Genomic DNA, 19108 nt, shown 5'->3' on the forward strand with positions numbered 1-19108 from the left:
GGGCCCGGCCCCGCACGACGGTGTCCACGACGATCCCGTGGGCACCGCCGGTAGCGGCTGAACGCCCGGCGCCGACCGGTTCAGTGCGGCAGCCGCCGCAGCTGGACGAGTCCGACCCAGGTCTCGGGGCCCGGTCGGGCGTAGGCGGCGCGCACCGCGTAGGCGCCCGCCTCCAGGGGGACGCGCAGGTGCTCCGCGCGCTCGCTCTCGTCGCCGGGCCAGGCCGAGTCGAACAGGACGACCGGGCCGGGAACGTCCCAGCGCACCTCGTCCCCCCAGGCCGCCGCGTCGAGGGCGGCGGGCACACCGGCCAGCAGCTCCTCCTCGGAGTTCGCCGCACTCCACCGTACGAAGGCGGCGTGGTCGGGCAGATAGGAGGTGGAGGCCGGCTCGTCGCCGAGCACCAGGGCCGCGCTGTCCCCGACCGGGAGCAGACCGACGTAGCCGTCGACCTCGCACGCCCGGTCGTAGTCCGTGGCCATGTCCTCCCCGTCGGCTCCCGCCCAGAAGGGCAGCACGGCCTCCGGGACGACTATCAGCGGGCCGCCGCCCGACTCCACCCACTCCACCGCGCCTGGATCCGCGTATCGCGCCATGGGCAGAACCTACACGGGTGGCGACGACACAGGTTCACGGTTCACCCAGGCGCCCGGTACGCCCCGAATCGGCCGGTCAGCAGCCGCAGTTCCCCGCCGCCGGTGCGGTCAGCGGGTCGGCCTCGCGCCGGTCGCGGCCCTCCCAGGTCTCGTACGCGAAGCCCTCGCGGGCCCAGTACTCGAAGCCGCCGAGCATCTCCTTGACCCGGTAGCCGAGTTCGGCCAGGGCGAGCGCGGCGCGGGTGGCGCCGTTGCAGCCGGGGCCCCAGCAGTACGTGATCACCGGTACGGACCTGTCGAGGAGCTCCTCCGCCTGCTCGGGGATGAGCGCGGTGGGCAGGTGGACCGCGCCGGGGATGTGGCCCTGGTCCCAGGACTCGGTGGAGCGGGAGTCGAGGACGACGAAGCCGGGGTCGCCGCCGGCGGCAAGCGCCGCGGCCACGTCGGACACGTCGGCATGGAAGGCGAGGCTCGCCCGGAAGTGGGCGGCGGCTTCGGCGGGGGCGGCCGGGGCGACGCGCAGGACCGGGTTCTCGGTGTGGGTGATCATGACGAAGAATCTAGGGCCGCCGGACCGCCTTCTGAACAAGGGATCCACGGCATCCCCCTTGATCCGCCGGGGATTCCCCTGCTATTCCTCGGTGATGACCGCCTATTCCCCGGACGCCACCGACTGGCGCATTCTGGACGTCCTGCAGCGCGAGGGACGCGCCAGCTTCGCGGACCTCGCCCGTGCCGTCTCGATGTCCGCCAGCGCGGTCACCGAGCGGGTCCGGCGGCTGGAGGAGGCGGGCGTCATCCAGGGGTACGCGGCGGTCGTCGACCCCGAGCGTCTCGGCCTGACGATCCTCGCCTTCGTACGTCTGCGGTACCCGAACGGCAACTACAAGCCCTTCCACGACCTGGTGGCCGCGACGCCCGAGATCCTGGAGGCGCACCATGTGACGGGCGACGACTGCTTCGTCATCAAGGTGGCCGCGCGCTCCATGTCCCATCTGGAGGAGATCTCGGGGAGGATCGGCGCGCTGGGTTCGGTGACCACGAGCGTCGTCTACTCCTCGCCACTGCCCCGGCGTCCGCTGGGGCACTGACCTCAGCCGACGCCCCGCTGCCGCACCGCCGACCCCGACCTGCCCTTCACGACCTCCAGCTGGGCGTGGATCCGGCGCCGCAGATCGGCGACATGGCTGACGATGCCGACGCTGCGGTCCCGTTCGCGCAGCGAGTCCAGCACGTCGAGGACCTCGTCCAGGGTCTGGTCGTCGAGGCTGCCGAAGCCCTCGTCGATGAAGAGCGTGTCGAGGCGGACCCCGCCGGCCTCGTCCGTCACCACGTCCGCGAGGCCGAGGGCGAGCGCCAGGGAGGCGAAGAACGTCTCGCCGCCGGACAGCGTCGCCGTGTCCCGCTCACGGCCGGTCCAGGCGTCGACGACGTGCAGCCCGAGTCCGCTGCGGCCGCGTCCGGTGCGGTCGTCGGAGTGGACGAGGGTGTAGCGGCCGGAGGACATCTGCCGCAGTCGTACGGTCGCGGCGGCGGCGACCTGTTCCAGTCGGGCCGCGAGGACGTAGGACTCCAGCCGCATCTTGCGTTCGTTGTCGGCCGAGGTGCCCGCGGTGAGGGCGGCCAGGCGGGCCACGCGGTCGTACTCCTCGCGCAGCGGCGCCAGTCGCCGTACGCCGTCGGCCGCGCGGGCGGAGAGGCGGTCGAGTTCGGCGCAGCAGCGGGCCGCCCAGTCGCGTGCGGAGGCGGCGTCACGCAGCCGCTGGGCGGCCGAGGACGCGTCCCGCTCGGCGGTGGCGAGGTCGGCGGGCGGCAGCTGGGCGGCGGCGGCCGTGTCGGACTCGGCGAGTACGGCGCGAACGGCGGACTCCTCGGAGTGCCAGGCGTCCAGGCGGCGTTGGAGTTCGTGGTGGGCCGCGGCGTCCAGCAGGGCTGCGGCCGCGGCGTGCGGGGTCTCGAAGCCGGCGCGGTAGGCGGCGTCGGCGAGGCGGGCGTCGGCGTCCTTGAGCCGCTGTGCGGTGTCCTCGGCGGCGCGGGCGGTGTCGGCGGCGTCGGTGAGCAGCGCCACCTGCCGCTCCAGCTGCGCGGTGCGCGCCGCCACGCTCCCCGCGGTGCCCCGGGCCTTGGCCAACTCCTGCTCCAGGGTGGCCCGTTCGCGGTCGAGGGTGTCCCGCCGGGCGAGCCGTGCGGCGGCCCTGACCTCGGCCTGCTGCCGGTCGGCGAGGCGTCGTTCGCGCTCCTGCTCGGCCCGGCGCAGCTCCTCGTGGGCGGCGTGCAGCGCGGAGGCGTCGCGGCGTGCGCGCGTGTACTCCTGCTCCAACGCGTCGGCCTCGGCGGCGAGTTCGGCGGTGGAGGTGTCACCGGCCTCGGCGGTGGCGGCGGCCAGTGCCTCGCGTGCGACGCCCAGGCGGCGCTCGTCCTCGGAGCGCCGCTCGTCGGCCTGCTGGTGAGCGGCGAGGGCGCGCTCCTCCGCCTCGCGGTCGACGTGCCCGGCGATCCTACGGGCGGGCGCGGGGTGTTCGGTGGCCCCGCAGACGGCGCACGGTTCGCCGTCGGTGAGGCCCGCGGCGAGTTCGGCGGCGATGCCGGTCAGGCGCTGTTCCTTGAGGTCGAGCCAGTGGGCGCGGGCGTCCAGGGCGCGCTGCTCGGAGGCGAGCGTCCGCTCCCGGGCGGCGTCGGTGTCGCTCGCCAACTGGTCGCGCATCCGGGCGGCGCCCAGCCGCCGTCGCGCGGGTTCGCGCTGGACGGCGAGTTGTTCGGCCCGGGTGGCGGCCTCCTGCGCGGACTCGACGCGGGTCTGCAGGCCCGCGCGCGTGGCGTCCCATCCGGCGAGCCAGTTCCCGGCCTCGCGCAGCACGTCCTCGTCGGTGCGCTCCTGGCGGTCCAGGCCGGCGCGTTCGGCGACGACGTCCGCGAGCCGCTGTTCGGCGCGGCGGGCCGATTCGAGGCCGCCGAGCTCCTCGGCGGCCCGGCGGGCGGCGGTCGCGAGCCCGGCCGGGCCGGCGTCGGCGAGGGTCTCCGGCAGCGCCGCACGCGCGCGTGCCTCGGCGGTGGCGGCCGCCCGGTGCTCGGCGTCGGCGGCCTCGCGCAGTTCCAGCGCCGGTGCCACCGTCTCGGCCTTGCGGCCCCGCTCCATGCGCGCCTGCGCCTCCTGGTGGGCGCCGGCCCGCTCCTGGAGAAGCGCCGCCCGCTCCCGCGCCTGGGCGAACCTGCTCTGCAGGCGGGCGAGTTCGCGTACGTCGGCGAGTGCGCGGTCGACGGCGGCGTGGGCGGACTCGGTGGCGGTGAGGCGGAGGTGGGCGAGGGTGAGCCGTTCGCGGGCGGTGCTGCGGGCGACGGCCGCGGCGGCCAGGACGGCGTCGGCCAGGCCCGGTTCGCCCGGTGCCAGCTCCGGCAGCTCCATGGCGTCGCCGGCCTCCTGCTGCATGCGGTGCGCGTCGGCGAGCAGCGCGGCGTCGCCCTCCCGTACCTGGGCCTCGGTGGCGCGGCGGCGTTCGGCGAGGCGCTTTTCGACCTCGGCGAAGCGGCGGGTGTCGAAGAGGCGGCCCAGCAGCCTGCCCCGGGCCTCGGCGTCGGCCCGCAGGAAGCGCGCGAAGTCGCCCTGGGGCAGCAGGACGACCTGGCAGAACTGCTCGCGGCTCATGCCGAGCAGCTGGGTGATCTCCTCGCCGATCTCCTGGTGCGAGCGGCTGAGGTCCTTCCAGGCGCCGGCCGTCGCGTCGTACTCGCGCAGCCAGGACTGGGCCTTGTCCAGCGTCGTACCGGAGCCGCGCTTCTTGGGGCGCTCCCACGGCGGCTGCCGGGTGATCTCCAACCGGCGTCCGGCGACGGTCAGTTCGAGGCGGACCTCGGTACGGGTGGCGGCGTCGGCGTGGTCGCTGCGCAGGGACAGTCCCTGGCCGGTCTGCCGGGCGCCGGGCACGGAGCCGTAGAGCGCGTAGCAGACGGCGTCCAGGACGGAGGTCTTGCCGGCGCCCGTCGGTCCGTGCAGGAGGAAGAGCCCGGCGGCCGACAGTTCGTCGAAGTCGACGGACTGGGAGCCGCCGAAGGGGCCGAACGCCGTGATGTCGAGCCGGTGCAGCCTCACCGGGCCACCTCGCGCACGACGTCGTCGGTGCGGACCGCGTCGAACGCGTCCCGTAGCACCGTCTGCTCCCGCTCGTCCGGGCCGGCGCCGCGCACGTGCGCCACGAAGTCGCGGGCGATCTGCTGGTCGCTGCGGCCGGCCAGGCGCTTCGCGTAGGACACGTCGGGGTCGTCGGGGGCCCGTTCCGGGGCGAAGGCGAGGCTGAGGGTGTGCGGGAAGCGCTCGGCGAGCCGGGCCATGGGGTCGGCGGGGCGGACCGCGTCGGTGAGGGTCGCCTCGACCCACGCGTCCTCGTGCCGGGCGAGCTCCGGGTCGGCGAGGAGCTCCTCCAGCTCGCCCCGGATCCGGGCCAGCGGGCGCGGCACCGGGCAGTCGACGCGCTCGGCGGTGACCGAACGGTCGGCGGCCAGGTCGACGAGCCACATGCTCTTGCGGTGGTCGGTCTCCGAGAAGGAGTACGCCAGCGGGGAGCCCGAGTAGCGCACGCGCTCGGCGAGGGTCTGGCAGCCGTGCAGGTGGCCCAGTGCCACGTAGTCCACGCCGTCGAAGACCCCGGCCGGTACGGCGGCCACGCCGCCGACGGTGATGTCCCGCTCGCTGTCGCTGGCCTCGCCGCCGGTGACGAAGGCGTGCACGAGGACGACCGAGCGGATGCCGGGGGCGCGGGCGGCGAGGTCGGCGCGGACGCGGTCCATCGCGGCGGCGAGCACGGCCTCGTGGCCCGGCCTGTCGACCCCGAACTCGTCCTTCACCAGGGCCGGTTCGAGATAGGGCAGGCCGTAGAAGGCGACGTCCCCGAAGGCGTCCGCCAGCACGACGGGTGTGTCGCAGGCCGCCGGCTCGGTGCGCAGGTGGATGCCGGCGCGCCCGATGAGGCCGGCGCCGACGCCGAGGCGGCGGGCGGAGTCGTGGTTGCCGGAGATCATCACCGTGGGCACGCCGAGCTCGGCCAGCCGGTGCAGGGCGTCGTCGAACAGCTCCACGGCCGCGAGCGGGGGCACCGCCCGGTCGTACACGTCCCCCGACACGACCACCGCGTCCACGGCCCGCTCGCGCACGGTCGTGACCAGGTGACCGATGAACTCGGCCTGGGCGCCGAGCATGTTCACCCGGTGGAACGCCCGCCCCAGATGCCAGTCGGACGTGTGCAGCAATCTCAAGAAACCGCTCCGACCTGCACATTTCCCCCTATGACGCCCTCTGTGGCGCCCCTGTGACCAGCACTGACCTGCACAGGCTCGTGGTCAGCAGCCACCACGCTAACGCGTCCGGGCACCTGATCCACCACGAACCACCACCTGCCACCCGCCTGTGCTGGCAAATCGACTGATACGTTCGCGATGACCCGATTGGTCCGGCTTGCCCATGAGAAGCTGTAGGGGCGCGACCGGGCACCGGGCCACCATGCGCTCGTGAGGGCAGGAGAGCAGGCGCACGTGATGGCACGAGACAAGGAAGGGAAGAAACCGCGGCAGCCGCATCTTCCGGACCTGCAGGTGCGCCTGCGTGCCGAGCTGGGCCGGATCGACGAGCAGTTGCGTTCCCTCCTGGACGCCATGGACCGGCTGCAGGGCCTGCTGGACGCGGTGGTGGCGATCAGCCGCGAGGTGGAGCTGCCCGCGGTGCTGGACCGCATCGTGACCACCGCCATGGAGCTGGTCGGCGCCCGCTACGGGGCCCTCGGCGTGCTCGACGACTCCGGACAGCACCTGGTGCGGTTCATCACCGCCGGTCTGTCCGAGCGGGAACGCGCCGATCTGGCGGAGACCGAGCTGCCGCGTGGTCTGGGCGTCCTCGGCCATCTGATCCGTCACCCCTCGCCGCTGCGGGTGGACGACATCCCGGCCCATCCGTCCTCCGTCGGGTACCCGCCCGGACACCCGCACCTGCGCACCCTGCTCGGCGTCGCCATCACCGTCCGCAACGAGATCTACGGCGACCTCTACCTCTCGGAGCGGCACGACGGCCTGCCCTTCGACACCCATGACGAGAACGTCCTCATCGCCCTGGCCAGCGCCGCCGGTATCGCGATCGAGAACGTCCGCCTGTTCGAACAGGTGCGCGTCGGAGCCGAGCAGTTCCAGCGGCTGCTGCTCCCGACCCTGCCCGACCTGCGGCCCTTCACCGCCGCCGCGATCTACCGCCCCGCCGCCGAGCCCAGTCAGCTCGGCGGCGACTGGTACGACGCCGTCCCGCTGACCGACGACGTGGTGGCGGTCGTCATCGGTGACGTGGTCGGTCACGATCTGCGGGCCGCCGCCGCCATGGCCTCCACCCGGAACATGCTGCGCGCCCTGCTGTTCGAGCGGGGCAACACACCGGGCGGGGTCCTGTCCCGGCTCGACCGCACCCTGCAGGCCATCACGAACAATCCGGTCACCACCACGACGCTGGCGCGCATCGAGCCGGAGGGAGCGGGCTGGCGGCTGCGCTGGAGCACCGCGGGCCATGTCCCACCCCTGCTGGTCATCCCGGAGCACCCGGCGGAATACCTGTTCGCCGAGCCCGGGCTGCCGCTCGGGGTCGACCCCGAGCAGCCCCGCCCCGACCACTCACGCCTCCTGCCCCCGGACGCCACCGTGGTCTTCTTCACCGACGGTCTGGTCGAGGATCCCGTCCGTTCCATCGACGAGAGCCTCACCGCGCTCGCCGCGCTCGCCACCGGGTACGCCGGGCTGCCGCTGCAGGAGTTCGTCCAGGCCCTGGCAGATCACCACCCGAGCGACGGCCACGACGACATGGCCATCCTCGCCGTGCGCACGCCGTGCGCCTGACCCCGGCCCGCAGCGCCTGGCCGCCACCCGGACGGCGGGCCCAGCGGTGGCGTGGAGGATCCGGGGGATCCGTCGGATGATGGACCTCGGGGCGATGGAGATGCGGAGGCTCGCCCGATGAGTGTCGCGCGGCGGGAACGGCTCGTGCGCCGTGGCCTGCCCGTCCTGGAGATCATCGTCGTCGCCGGGCTGTACTACGGCTCGGCCGAGCTCGGACTGCTCCAGCAACTGGTGCGCAGCCAGATCACCCCGCTGTGGCCGCCCACCGGCATCGCCGTGGCGAGCCTGCTCCTGCGCGGACCGCGCATCTGGCCCGGGATCGCGCTCGGCGCGTTCCTGGCCAACGTCGCCCTCGGGCCGTCCTTCCTGGCCGTGCTCGTGATCGTGGCGGGCAACACCCTCGCGCCCCTGTGCTCGTACGCACTGCTGCGTCGTACGGGGTTCAGCGTCGACTTCGACCGGCTGCGGGACGCGCTGAGCCTGATCTTCCTCGGCGCGTTCACCGGGATGCTGGTCAGCGCGACGATCGGCACGGGCTCCCTCGTCCTGTCCGGTGTGCTGAGCTCCGGCAGCTTCTGGCCGTCGTGGTCGGTCTGGTGGACCGGCGACGCAATGGGTGTGCTGCTGGTCACGCCGGTCCTGCTCGTACTCCGCTCGGCGCGCCGGCCGAGCGGTGTGCCGCCGGCCCGCTGGGTGGAGGCGTCGCTCCTGGTGGCGGCCACGATCGGCGTCGGCTTCATCGAGACGACCCGCGCGCCGCTGCTGTTCCTCGGCTTCCCCCTGCTGATCTGGGCGGCCTTCCGCTTCCAGCTGGCCGGGGCCGCGCCCTGCGCGCTGGCCGTGTCGTCCTTCGCGATCCTCGCCGCCACCCGGGGAACGGGCCCGTTCGCCGACCACGACCTGCTCACCAACATGATCACCCTGCAGGCGTTCAACGGTTCCGTCTCGCTCACCGCGCTGCTCCTCGCGGCGGCCGTCAGCGAGCGCAACCAGACCCAGCTGGAGATCGCGCGGGCCTGCGGGCAGCTCGCCGCGATGGTGGCCAAGATGACCGCCGGTGACCACCACCTGACGCTTCCCGACGGTGAGGGCGAGGACGGCGAGAGCACGGGTACGGGCGGGAACACGGGTGCGAAGGAGGAGGAGCCGGGCGGACGGACCCCGAAGCCGGCGTGATCACGGGCGGCGGAGCGGGTGACCGGGCCGCCCGCGCGTCACGCGTCGCCGTAGGCCTCCCCGCCCAGTTCGAGTACGGCCGTACCGGCGGTGGCGTCGGCCAGCCAGGCGCGGAAGGCGTCCACGTCGGCGTCCGGCAGGCCGATCTCGATCGTGACCGCCTCGCCGTACCGCACGTCCCGGACCTCGCGGCCCGTCGCGCGCAGGTCGTTCTGCACCTTGCCCGCACGCTGGTGGTCGACGGTCACCGTGGCCAGCCGGAAGCGGCGCCGGGTGATCGTGCCGAGCGTGTCCAGGGCTTCGCCGACCGCTCCGCCGTAGGCGCGGATGAGACCGCCCGCGCCGAGCTTGACCCCGCCGTAGTAGCGGGTGACGACGGCGACGACGTAGCGCATGTCGCGGCGGAGCAGCATCTGGAGCATCGGGACGCCCGCGGTGCCGCCGGGTTCGCCGTCGTCGCTCGCCTTCTGGGTGGAGGCGTCGGCGCCGATGACGTACGCCCAGCAGTTGTGGGTGGCGTCCGCGTGCTCCTTGCGGATCGCGGCGAGGAAGTCCTGGGCCTCCTGCTCGGTGGCCGCCGGGGCGAGGGCGCACAGGAAGCGTGAGCGGTTGACCTCGGTCTCGTGCACGCCCGCGCGGGCGACTGTGCGGTACTCGTCCTGCATCCGGACAGCCTATGCGGACGCGCGTACCGCCCCGTGGCCGCCCGCAGGGGAGCTCCGCTACTCCCCCTTCTTCCCCCGGGGCACGGAGACCGCCGTCAGCAGGGCGGTGCCGGGGCCGAGGGCCGACCAGCCGGTGCCGTGCCAGGCGAGGACCGCGACGGCGGAGGTCGGGAACTTCGTCCGCACCTGGTCCAGCGTGTCGTCGAGGCCGTCTCCGGAGAGGTCGAGGACCAGCTCCTCCAGACCGGGGTTGTGCCCGACCAGGAGCAGGGTCTCCACCTCCGGCGGCACCTCGCGCAGCACGGCCAGCAGTTCCTCCGCGTCGGCCGCGTACAGCCGGCGGTCGTAGCGCACCGGCGGCGGAGTGCCCCACTGCTCCGAGGCCAGCTCCCAGGTCTGGCGGGCGCGTACGGCGGTGGAGCACAGGGCGAGGTCGGGCAGGCAGTCGGCCTCGGCGAGGGCGCGTCCGGCGGCGGGCGCGTCCCGCAGGCCGCGCGGGGCGAGCGGCCGCTCGTGGTCGGCGGCTCCCTCGGGCCAGGCGGACTTGGCGTGCCGCAACACCACCAGCCGGCGCATCGGCCCCACGCCCGCGCGGGCCGTCACGCGGGACTCCGTCGGTCGCGGCCGAGGGCGCGGAGCGGAGCGGCGACGATCACGCGAGGCTCCCCAGGGCAGGCGCCGGGTCGGCGCCGAGGGGCCGGCCGGCCGCCGGCACGCGGCGGCCCTCCGGATCGGGAGCCCGGCCGGTGCCGGTCGCACAGTCGACGGCAATCACGCGAAACTCCCCAGGTCACGGGCCACGTCAAGGCCGAGCAAACGGTCGGTATAGGCATACGTCTCGAAGCGGGCGCCGTCCGACAGGGCCGGCGCGGTCTCCACCGAGTTCAGCACGCTCAGTACCTCGGGCACATTCAGATCATCCTCCCAGGCGGCCCGCAGCCGCCCCCGCACGTCGTCGGGCACCGGCCGCGACGGCTGCCGCGCCCAGAGGGCCACGGCGCGCCGCCACCGGGCGAGCGTGCGTCCGGCCTCGTCCAGCGCGTCCGCGTCGAGCCGTACGGGGGCGCCGCGCGGGCTCGCCAGCAGGGCCAGCCGGAGGACGGAGGGATCCGGGAGGTCGGCCGGCAGGCCCCGGTCGGGGACCGTGCCCCGCGAAGACGGCGGGGCGCCGGGGGCGGTGTCCCGCGCCGTCGGCCCGCTGACGGGCGCCACCCCGACGACGACACCGCCCGGCGGCAGCGGATCGCCCTCCCCCGCCACATGGATGACCTGTGCCTCGCCCAGGCCCGAGGCGAGGTCGTGGGCGTCCTCGAAGGGGCGGATGCCGAGGGTGGTGGCGGCCGCGCGGAGCTCGGCCTGCTCGTGGTGGCCGCTGAGCATCGCCCAGACGGGCGTGCCGCCGAGTTCCAGGGCGCGGACGAGGACGTCGGCGGTCAGGAGCACCCGCAGCGCGGTCGGACCGAAGCCCGAGGCGTGGGCCTGCACCCGGGTCAGTCCCCGGCGGGCGGGGGCGGCCTCCACGGGCTCACCGGTTCGGGCGTCGATGATGCGCAGCACGGGCCGAGCGTAGGCGGGCGGAGGGCCGTACGCAGGCAGTTGCCGCCGAAACCGGACAGCGTGGCGGGAGATCGGGTAGGGGAGGCCGGTGGGAATCACGTTCCGGCACCCGCTGTTGCCCCGAGGAACACTTCCCCCGGAGCCCGAGGAGGCCGGCCGTGTACGGCGACGAAGCGACGATCCGCAGGATCCTGACCGAGCTCGGTGACACATGGGCCGTGGTGGGCCTGTCCTCCAACCGGGGGCGCGCGGCGTACCGCGTGGCCGAGGTCCTCCAGCGGTTCGGCAAGCGCGTCGTGCCCGTGCACCCCAAGGCGGAGGCGGTGCACGGCGAGCGCGGCTACGCCTCCCTCGCGGACATCCCCTTCGAGGTGGACGTGGTCGACGTGTTCGTCAACAGCGACCTCGCCGGACAGGTCGCCGACGAGGCGGTCGCGCGGGGCGCGAAGGCCGTCTGGTTCCAGCTCGGGGTGCTCGATCCGGCGGCCTACGAACGCACCCGGGACGCGGGTCTGGAGATGGTGATGGACCGGTGCCCGGCCATCGAAATTCCCGCTCTGACCTAGCTGTCTTGCGCTCTTCTCACATTCCGCAAGTGAATACAGGCATTCGTTACCACTCGCTGACCTGTGCAAAGGCTGGGTAAACGGCACCCCATGACCCAGGTCAAATCTTGCGGGATGGTCTTTTGTAAGTAGCGAATGCCTACCTAGCCTGTGGCCTCCTCCCCGTTAAACCTGTGTTCAGATTCTGAGAGGCCACTTGACATGGCGAAACTCGACCCTGCCGTGCGGGACGCCACGAGCGCTCCGTCCGGCGGCCTGCGGCGCGACGTCGGGCTGATCGGCCTGATGTGGGCCTCGGTCGGTTCCATCATCGGCTCCGGCTGGCTCTACGGAGCCGAGAAGGCCGTCGTGGTGGCGGGCCCCGCGGCGATCATCTCGTGGGTGATCGGCACGATCGCGATCGTGCTGCTGGCCCTGGTGCATGCCGAGCTCGGCGGCATGTTCCCGGTGGCGGGCGGCACGGCCCGCTACCCGCACTACGCGTTCGGCGGCCTGGCCGGCCTGTCCTTCGGCTGGTTCGCCTGGCTGCAGGCGGCGACCGTGGCCCCGATCGAGGTCGAGGCCATGATCGGTTACGCCGGTCACTGGCACTGGGCCCAGGGCCTCCAGCACACCGACGGCACGCTGACCACCAGCGGCTTCATCACCGCCGTCCTGCTCATGGCCGTCTTCGTCGGAGTCAACTTCTTCGGCGTCCGGGCCCTGGCGCACACCAACAGCGCCGCGACCTGGTGGAAGATCGCCGTCCCGCTCGCGGCCATCTTCATCATCGCCATCGGCAACTTCCACCCGGCGAACTTCACGTCCGAGGGCTTCGCGCCGTTCGGCGCCAAGGGTGTGCTCGGCGCCATCAGCTCCAGCGGCATCATCTTCGCGCTGCTGGGCTTCGAGCAGGCCATCCAGCTGGCGGGCGAGAGCCGCAACCCCAAGCGCGACCTGCCGCGGGCCACCCTCGGCTCGGTGGCGATCGGCGCCGTGATCTACATCCTGCTGCAGGTCGTCTTCATCGGCGCGCTCCCGCACTCCTCCTTCGCGCACGGCTGGGCCAAGCTCGACTTCCCGGGCATCAGCGGCCCCTGGGCGGGCCTGGCGACCGTGGTGGGCCTGGGCTGGCTGGGCTTCGTCCTGTACGTCGACGCGATCATCTCCCCCGGCGGCACCGGCCTGATCTACACCACCGCCACCTCCCGCGTCTCCTACGGCCTCGCCAAGAACGGCTACGCGCCGAAGGTGTTCGCCAAGACCGACGCGCGCGGCGTGCCGTGGTTCGGCCTCATCATGTCCTTCGTGACCGGCGTGGTCTGCTTCCTGCCGTTCCCGAGCTGGCAGGAGCTGGTCGGCTTCATCACCTCGGCGAGCGTGCTGATGTACGCCGGCGCCCCGCTGGCGTACGGCGTCTTCGCCGACCGTCTGCCGCACCACGAGCGCCCGTACCGACTGCCCGGCGGCAAGATCATCTCCCCGCTGTCGTTCGTGGTGGCCAACCTGATCATCTACTGGGCCGGCTGGGACACCCTGTGGCGACTCGGCTTCGCCATCGTGCTGGGCTACGTCCTGCTCGGCGGCTACGCCTGGTACGCCAACAGCAAGGACCTGCCGGGCGCTCCCCGGATGAACTTCAGGTCGGCGCAGTGGCTGCCCGGCTACCTGGTGGGCCTGGGCCTGATCTCCTGGCAGAGCACCTTCGGCGGCCAGGGCAACATCCCGCTGTGGTGGGACACCCTGGTGGTCGCGGCCTTCTCCGTCGCGATCTACTACTGGGCCAAGGCCACCGCGGCGCGGCCCGAGGAGATCGAGCACAGCATCGACGAGGTCGTGGTGACCGACGCTCCGGCGCACTGACCCTCTCCCCGCGGTGTCCCGTCAGCCGAACCTCGGCTGACGGGACACCGTCATAATGCGGGGGTGACGTCCCCCCACTCACCGTCCTCCCCGTCCGTCCCGTCCGACCCTTCCGACCCCGCCGAACGCCGTCCGGTCGTCATCGTGGGCGCCGGGCCCGCCGGGCTCACCGTCGGCGCCCTCCTGCGGGCCGCCTCCGTCGACTGCGTGGTCCTGGAGACCGAGAGCAGACAGTTCGTCGAGACACGGCCGCGGGCCGGGGTCATCGAGGAGTGGGCGGTGCGGGAACTGGACCGGCGGGGCCTCGCGGCGAACCTGCTGGAGCACGCGCAGGCGCACACCGAGTGCGAGTTCCGCTTCGGCGGCGAACGGTACCGCTTCCCGTACACCCGGCTGACGGACCAACACCACTACTTCTACCCCCAGCCGTTGCTGGTCACGGACCTGGTGCGGGAGTACACCGAGGTGCGGGGCGGCGACATCCGCTTCGGCGTGCGGGACGTACGGCTGCACGACCTGGACTCGGACCGGCCCTCGGTGTCGTACCTCTGTCCGCGGACGGATCAACGGCGGTGGATCCACTGCGCGTTCGTGGCGGGCTGTGACGGGGCGCGCGGGGTGACCCGGGACGCGCTGCCGCCGGAGCGGGTGCGGATCGCGCGCCACGACTACGGCATCGCCTGGCTGGCGCTGCTCGCCGAGGCGCCGCCGTCCTGCGACTGCGTGGTGTTCGGCGTCCATCCGCGCGGGTTCGCCGGGCACATGGCCCGCAGCCCGGAGGTCACCCGCTACTACCTCCAGTGCCCGCCCGGCGACGACCCGGAGAACTGGCCGCACGAGCGGGTCTGGACCGAGCTGCGGGAGCGGCTCGGGGCGGCGGGCGCGCCCCCGTTGACCGAGGGGCGGCTGATCGAGAAGCGCGTGCTGGACATGCACGAGTACGTCGTCGAGACGCCCGCGACCGGCCGGCTCTACCTGGCGGGCGACGCCGCGCACCTCACCGCGCCCATCGCCGCCAAGGGCCTGAACCTGGCCCTGCACGACGCCTTCCTGCTGGGCGACGCGCTCGTCGCCCACCTCACGCGAGGGGACTCCACGGGCCTGGCCGGCTACACGGAGGCCAGCCTGCGGCGGGTGTGGGACTACCAGGAATTCTCACGGTGGCTCTCGGACATCTACCACGGAGCCTCCAGCGGCGATCCGTACCTGGCGGGCACCACGCTGGCCCGGCTGCGCCGCCTGTTCACCCAACCGGCCGCCGCCCTGGCCTTCGCCGAGCAGTACCTGGGGTCGGCCGCCGCCTTCTGAGCGGGGGTGTCCACGCTTCAGGCGACGCCGAGGCCCTCCAGCACCACCGCTCCCGGGAGTTCGGCGAACGCCTTGCCCGGCACCAGGAGTTTGCCGCGCCGGCGGCCGCTGCCGACCAGGACGTAGGGCAGGTCGACGACGGCCGCGTCGACCAACACGGGCCAGTCCTCGGGCAGTCCGATCGGGGTGATGCCGCCGTACTCCATCCCGGTCTCGCCCGTCGCCAGGTCCATGGCGGCGAACGAGGCCTTGCGGGCGCCGAGTTGGCGGCGCACCACGCCGTTGACGTCGACCCGGGTGGTGGAGAGCACGAGGCAGGCGGCGAGCCGGGTCTCACCGGCCCGCTTGGCCGCCACCACCACGCAGTTGGCCGACTGCTCCAGCAGCTCACGCCCGTAGTGCTCGACGAAGGTGGCGGTGTCGGCCCACTCCGGTTCGGTGTCGACGTAGACGATCCGCTCGGCAGGGACGCTGCCGTGCCGGCGGCGTACGGCGTCGGCGACCGGGCGGATCAGTTCGTCCAGGCACTCGGGAGCGGGTGTGGCGGTGTCGAAGTGTCCGATGGGTGCGCGCATGACCGCACGCTAACAGCCGTGCGGCGGTGGACGGCCCTGCGTCTCAGCGCACCGGCGGCACCGAGACCGCCATCACCATCTCCATCGGCTCGTCGCCGTCATTGCCGTACACATGGGGTGAGTCGGCCTCGAAGGAGGCGCTCGCGCCGGCCGGGACGCGGTGCTCCACCCCGTCCACGGTGAGGGTCAGCTCGCCCGCCGTGACATGGACGAGTTCGACCGTGCCGGTGGGGTGCGGGTCGGAGGGGCTGCGGTCGCCGGGCATCAGGCGCCAGTCCCACATCTCCAGCGGGCCGGGGGCCTCGGTGCCCGCGAGGAGCCGGTTGTAGCTGCCCGCGTCCGTGTGCCAGAGGCGTACGGCCTGCTCGGCCGGGACGATACGGACCTGCGGGCCCCGCTCGTAGTCGAGCAGGGTGGTGATGCTGATGCCGAGGGCGTCGCCGATCTTGACGACCGTGCCGATGCTCGGGTTGGTCCTGGCCTGCTCGATCTGGATGAGCATGCCGCGGCTGACTCCCGCGCGCGCGGCCAGCGCGTCCAGGGTGAAGCCGCGCTCGTTGCGCCAGCGTTTGACGTTGCGCGCCAGTGACTGGGTCAGCAGGTCGAGGTCCGACACTTTCCGTCCAATATTCTGGATTACAGAGTTCAACCAGATGAACTACGCTGTGGTGCACCCGATCGTTCACCGAACTGTACTGCGAGGCGACGATGACAGCACTCTTCGCCCTGGCCACCAGCCTGCTGTGGGGTCTGGCCGACTTCGGCGGCGGGCTGCTGACCCGGCGCACCCCGGCCCTGACGGTGGTGGTCGTCTCCCAGACGATCGCGGTGCCCCTGCTCGGGGCGATCGTGGTGGCGACCGGCGGCTGGAGCGAGGCCGGTCCGCGGCTGTGGTTCGCCTGCGCGGCGGGCCTGGTGGGGCCGGTCGCGGTGCTCTCCTTCTACAAGGCGCTGGCACTCGGCCCGATGGGAGTCGTCTCCCCGCTCGCCACGCTGAGCGTGGCCGTCCCGGTCGGCGTCGGCCTGTTCCTCGGCGAGCGCCCGGGGCTGGTGCAGGTCGCGGGGATCGCGGTGTCGGTGACCGGCGTCGTCCTGGCGGGCGGCCCGCACCTGCGCCGCGCACCCGTGCAGCGCCGGACGATCCTGCTCACGCTGGTCGCGGCGCTCGGCTTCGGCACCGTCTTCGCCCTGATCACCGAGGCGTCGACCACCGTCCCCGGCCTGTTCCTCTCGCTGTTCGTGCAGCGGGTGACCAGTGCGGTCACGGGCGGGACCGCGCTCCTCGTCGCGGTCCGGCGCGGTGCGCCCGCGCTCCCTCAGGGCGGCCTCGCCCCCAGCTCGCTGCCGGCCCTCGCCTTCGTCGGCCTCGCCGACGTGGCCGCCAACGGCACCTACGCGATCGCCGCCCAGCACGGCCCGGTCACCGTCGCGGCGGTCCTGGCCTCGCTCTACCCGGTGGTCACGGCCCTGGCCGCGCGCGGCATCCTGCGCGAACGCCTGCAACGCGTCCAGGCGGCGGGCGCGGGCCTCGCCCTGGTGGGCACGCTGCTGCTCGCGGCGGCCTAGCTTCCTAGCTCTCGGTCTCCAGCTGGGCGAGCCGGGCGGCGCCCTCCTCGTCGAGGTCCGCAAGCGCGCGCAGCTGGTCCGGGGTGACACCGTCGGGGATCGGCACCGGGGCCGGCGTCCGCAGCGGCGGCTGCCAGCCGGCGTCGGGCGTCCAGCGCCGTACCACCCGGGCGGGCGCCCCCGCCACCACGGCGTGGTCGGGCACCGTGCCCCGGACCACCGCACCGGCGGCCACGACCACGTTCCGGCCGATCCGCGCGCCCGGCAGGATCACCGCTCCGGTGCCGATCCAGCAGCCCGGACCGATCTCCACCGGCTCCATCCGCGGCCACTGCTTGCCGATGGGCTGGTGCGGATCGTCGTACGAGTGGTTCGTGGACGTGACGTAGACGTACGGCCCGAAGTAGCAGTCGCTGCCGATGGTCACCGTGGTGTCGGCGATCACGTGGCTGCCGCGGCCCAGCACGACGCCGTCGCCGAGGCGCAGGATCGGCTCGGGGCCCAGGTCGAGGTCGGGCATCAGGCCGGCGGTGAGGGTGACCTGCTCGCCGATGATGCAGTGGGAGCCCAGATGGATCCAGGGTTCACCGAAGACCGTGCCCAGCGGGAAGGCGAGTCTGGTACCTGTTCCCATCGCCCCGAAGCGCAGTCGTCCCGGGTGCTCGGCGGTGACGGATCCCGTGCGCTGCACCCAGGCCCAGCCCGCGTGGACGGCCCGCTGGGCGAGGCGACGACGCCAGGACGAGAACGTGTTCTTGGGCTTGGGCACCCGCTCACGGTACTCAGCGCCGACCGTGGCCAGGTGACCGGACCGCTGTGATCTTCGCCCCACCGGGTGGCGTACGGTGCGGGGGAATTCCCTCGGCAGAAAGACGGTGGACGCAGATGACGCACAAGGCGCTGATCATGGGCATCGGCGGCACGGAGCCGCGGGTCGACGAGACGGCCTTCGTGGCGCCGACGGCCTCGGTGATCGGGAACGTGACGCTCGAGGCCGGGGCGAGCCTCTGGTACGGGGCGGTGGCGCGGGGCGACTGCGAGCGGATCAGCGTCGCGGCGGGCGCGAACATCCAGGACAACGTGACGCTGCACGCCGACCCGGGGTTCCCCGTCACCATCGGCGAGCGGGTGTCCGTCGGCCACAACGCCGTGGTGCACGGGGCGACCGTCGAGGACGACTGCCTGATCGGCATGGGGGCGACCGTGCTCAACGGGGCGGTGATCGGCGCGGGTTCCCTGGTGGCGGCGCAGGCGCTGGTGCCGCAGGGCATGGTCGTACCGCCCGGTTCACTGGTGGCCGGGGTCCCCGCCAAGGTGCGCCGGGAACTGACCGCCGAGGAGCGGGAGGGCCTCGTCCTGAACGGCACCTGGTACGTCGAGCTGTCGAAGGCACACCGGGACATCCACGAGAAGCCCTGATGCCCCACCCCGCGGGTCGGGCACCGTCGTATCGCAGGCCGACCCGTCGGACAGGCCCTAGTCGGCGGCCGCGACGGGCTCCGGTTCGGTGGCCTGCTTCTCGGCCGTCGCCTTCTTCGCCTTCCGCTTCAGCACCAGCATCGACGTCAGGCCGATCAGCACCGCCGCCACCAGGCCCAGGTACGAGAAGCGCTTGAGCCAGTCCTCGGCGACGACTCCGACGTAGTAGATGACGGCGGTGGTGCCGCCCGCCCAGCAGATGCCGCCGAGCAGGTTGGCGGTCAGGAACTTCCAGTACGGCATGTGCAGGACGCCCGCGAGCGGACCGGCGAAGATCCGGAGCAGGGCGACGAAGCGGCCGAAGAACACGGCCCACATGCCCCACTTCTCGAAGGACCGCTCGGCGGTGGCGATGTGGCCCTCGCTGAAGTGTCTCGGGAACTTCTTGCCGAGCCAGGCGAGCAGCGGACGGCCGCCCTTGCGGCCGATGGCGTAGCCGATGGAGTCACCGATGACGGCACCGGCGGTGGCGCAGGCACCGAGGACGACCGGGTTGACACCCGAGTGCTGCGAGGACAGCAGCGCCGCCGAGACCAGGACGATCTCGCCCGGCAGCGGGATGCCCAGGCTTTCCAGACCGATGACCAGGGCCACGACCGCGTAGACGGCGGCCGCGGGTACGGTGTCGAGCCATTCCTGGACGTGCAACGCCCTGTCCTCCCCCGTCGGGTCACTGCTTCCCGGACGCCGCCCGGCGGGCACGCCCATGTGAAGGCTACCTGCTCACGGAAACGGGGCAGCCCGCCCGAAAGTGCCCGGCGGCACCGTCCCGCCGACGGTCCTTCGGTTTTCGGACATCCGCGTGTCATGCGGAACGGGAAAGCTCCTCGCGGTTTCCCGCGTTTCCCGCGCCTCGCGTCCCCCAGGTCCCCTGCCGCGCGGCCCGATGCGGAAGGACGACGTCCCCGTGTCCTCGC

General features: G+C 73.2%; 19 protein-coding genes. 8 read left to right on the forward strand and 11 right to left on the reverse strand.

From position 1 onward, the window contains the following. Positions 1-80 precede the first annotated feature (80 nt). Together IPZ69_RS11340 and IPZ69_RS11345 are read right to left on the reverse strand one after the other, a co-directional pair. On the reverse strand, positions 81-596 hold the full coding sequence (locus IPZ69_RS11340) for an immunity 21 family protein (protein ID WP_235453929.1): 516 nt from the start codon (positions 594-596) through the stop codon (positions 81-83). 76 nt (positions 597-672) lie between these two features. Further along, positions 673-1146 (reverse strand): rhodanese-like domain-containing protein, encoded by a 474-nt coding sequence (locus tag IPZ69_RS11345; protein ID WP_235453930.1) that lies wholly within the window; start codon positions 1144-1146, stop codon positions 673-675. A 94-nt stretch (positions 1147-1240) separates the two neighbouring features. Here IPZ69_RS11345 and IPZ69_RS11350 point away from each other — a divergent pair, with 94 nt between their 5' ends. Continuing rightward, positions 1241-1687, forward strand: coding sequence for an Lrp/AsnC family transcriptional regulator (locus IPZ69_RS11350; protein ID WP_235453931.1), 447 nt, complete (start codon positions 1241-1243; stop codon positions 1685-1687). 2 nt (positions 1688-1689) lie between these two features. Here the strand turns inward: IPZ69_RS11350 and IPZ69_RS11355 are convergent, their stop codons facing one another. Both IPZ69_RS11355 and IPZ69_RS11360 read right to left on the reverse strand, forming a co-directional pair. Continuing rightward, entirely contained in the window at positions 1690-4683 is a 2994-nt protein-coding gene (locus tag IPZ69_RS11355; protein ID WP_235453932.1) for an AAA family ATPase, read from the reverse strand. Then, complete coding sequence (locus IPZ69_RS11360) at positions 4680-5843, reverse strand: exonuclease SbcCD subunit D (protein ID WP_235453933.1); 1164 nt, start codon at positions 5841-5843, stop codon at positions 4680-4682. The genes IPZ69_RS11355 and IPZ69_RS11360 overlap by 4 nt, the downstream gene beginning before the upstream one ends. Before the next feature lie 279 nt (positions 5844-6122). Here IPZ69_RS11360 and IPZ69_RS11365 point away from each other — a divergent pair, with 279 nt between their 5' ends. After that, a complete protein-coding gene (locus IPZ69_RS11365) occupies positions 6123-7457 on the forward strand; it encodes a PP2C family protein-serine/threonine phosphatase (protein ID WP_235453934.1) in 1335 nt (444 codons plus the stop codon). A gap of 117 nt (positions 7458-7574) precedes the next feature. Continuing rightward, a complete protein-coding gene (locus tag IPZ69_RS11370) occupies positions 7575-8633 on the forward strand; it encodes an MASE1 domain-containing protein (protein ID WP_235453935.1) in 1059 nt (352 codons plus the stop codon). A 38-nt stretch (positions 8634-8671) separates the two neighbouring features. On the opposite strand, the gene IPZ69_RS11375 is transcribed toward IPZ69_RS11370, so the two are convergent. From IPZ69_RS11375 to IPZ69_RS11385, 3 genes are all read right to left on the reverse strand, one after another. Further along, positions 8672-9298 (reverse strand): YigZ family protein, encoded by a 627-nt coding sequence (locus IPZ69_RS11375; RefSeq protein WP_235453936.1) that lies wholly within the window; start codon positions 9296-9298, stop codon positions 8672-8674. 57 nt (positions 9299-9355) lie between these two features. Continuing rightward, entirely contained in the window at positions 9356-9901 is a 546-nt protein-coding gene (locus IPZ69_RS11380) for a SixA phosphatase family protein (protein ID WP_235453937.1), read from the reverse strand. A gap of 168 nt (positions 9902-10069) precedes the next feature. Next, positions 10070-10855 (reverse strand): hypothetical protein, encoded by a 786-nt coding sequence (locus IPZ69_RS11385; RefSeq protein ID WP_235453938.1) that lies wholly within the window; start codon positions 10853-10855, stop codon positions 10070-10072. A gap of 158 nt (positions 10856-11013) precedes the next feature. Between IPZ69_RS11385 and IPZ69_RS11390 the strand changes: the two genes are divergently transcribed. The 3 genes from IPZ69_RS11390 to IPZ69_RS11400 all read left to right on the forward strand — a co-directional run bounded on the left by IPZ69_RS11390 (position 11014) and on the right by IPZ69_RS11400 (position 14571). Then, positions 11014-11421, forward strand: a complete 408-nt coding sequence (locus IPZ69_RS11390; protein ID WP_235453939.1) for a CoA-binding protein — start codon at positions 11014-11016, stop codon at positions 11419-11421. Between the two features lie 201 nt (positions 11422-11622). After that, entirely contained in the window at positions 11623-13263 is a 1641-nt protein-coding gene (locus IPZ69_RS11395; protein ID WP_235453940.1) for an APC family permease, read from the forward strand. Positions 13264-13326: 63 nt separating this feature from the next. After that, a complete protein-coding gene (locus tag IPZ69_RS11400) occupies positions 13327-14571 on the forward strand; it encodes a 4-hydroxybenzoate 3-monooxygenase (protein WP_308407445.1) in 1245 nt (414 codons plus the stop codon). A 17-nt stretch (positions 14572-14588) separates the two neighbouring features. Here the strand turns inward: IPZ69_RS11400 and IPZ69_RS11405 are convergent, their stop codons facing one another. Next, positions 14589-15146, reverse strand: coding sequence for a YbaK/EbsC family protein (locus IPZ69_RS11405; protein WP_235453941.1), 558 nt, complete (start codon positions 15144-15146; stop codon positions 14589-14591). 43 nt (positions 15147-15189) lie between these two features. Continuing rightward, a complete protein-coding gene (locus tag IPZ69_RS11410) occupies positions 15190-15762 on the reverse strand; it encodes a helix-turn-helix domain-containing protein (protein ID WP_235453942.1) in 573 nt (190 codons plus the stop codon). 92 nt (positions 15763-15854) lie between these two features. Here IPZ69_RS11410 and IPZ69_RS11415 point away from each other — a divergent pair, with 92 nt between their 5' ends. After that, positions 15855-16712, forward strand: a complete 858-nt coding sequence (locus IPZ69_RS11415) for a DMT family transporter (protein ID WP_235453943.1) — start codon at positions 15855-15857, stop codon at positions 16710-16712. A 4-nt stretch (positions 16713-16716) separates the two neighbouring features. On the opposite strand, the gene IPZ69_RS11420 is transcribed toward IPZ69_RS11415, so the two are convergent. After that, positions 16717-17481 (reverse strand): acyltransferase, encoded by a 765-nt coding sequence (locus IPZ69_RS11420; protein WP_235453944.1) that lies wholly within the window; start codon positions 17479-17481, stop codon positions 16717-16719. A gap of 116 nt (positions 17482-17597) precedes the next feature. Between IPZ69_RS11420 and IPZ69_RS11425 the strand changes: the two genes are divergently transcribed. Then, on the forward strand, positions 17598-18131 hold the full coding sequence (locus IPZ69_RS11425; RefSeq protein WP_235453945.1) for a gamma carbonic anhydrase family protein: 534 nt from the start codon (positions 17598-17600) through the stop codon (positions 18129-18131). A 57-nt stretch (positions 18132-18188) separates the two neighbouring features. Here IPZ69_RS11425 and IPZ69_RS11430 read toward each other — a convergent pair whose 3' ends face one another. Next, positions 18189-18839 carry a DedA family protein gene (locus IPZ69_RS11430; RefSeq protein ID WP_235453946.1) on the reverse strand — a complete coding sequence of 217 codons (651 nt, stop codon included), beginning with the start codon at positions 18837-18839 and terminating at the stop codon, positions 18189-18191. Positions 18840-19108: the final 269 nt, after the last annotated feature.

The sequence above is a fragment of the Streptomyces olivochromogenes genome, assembly GCF_021538895.1.
Taxonomy (GTDB): Bacteria; Actinomycetota; Actinomycetes; order Streptomycetales; family Streptomycetaceae; genus Streptomyces; species Streptomyces olivochromogenes_A.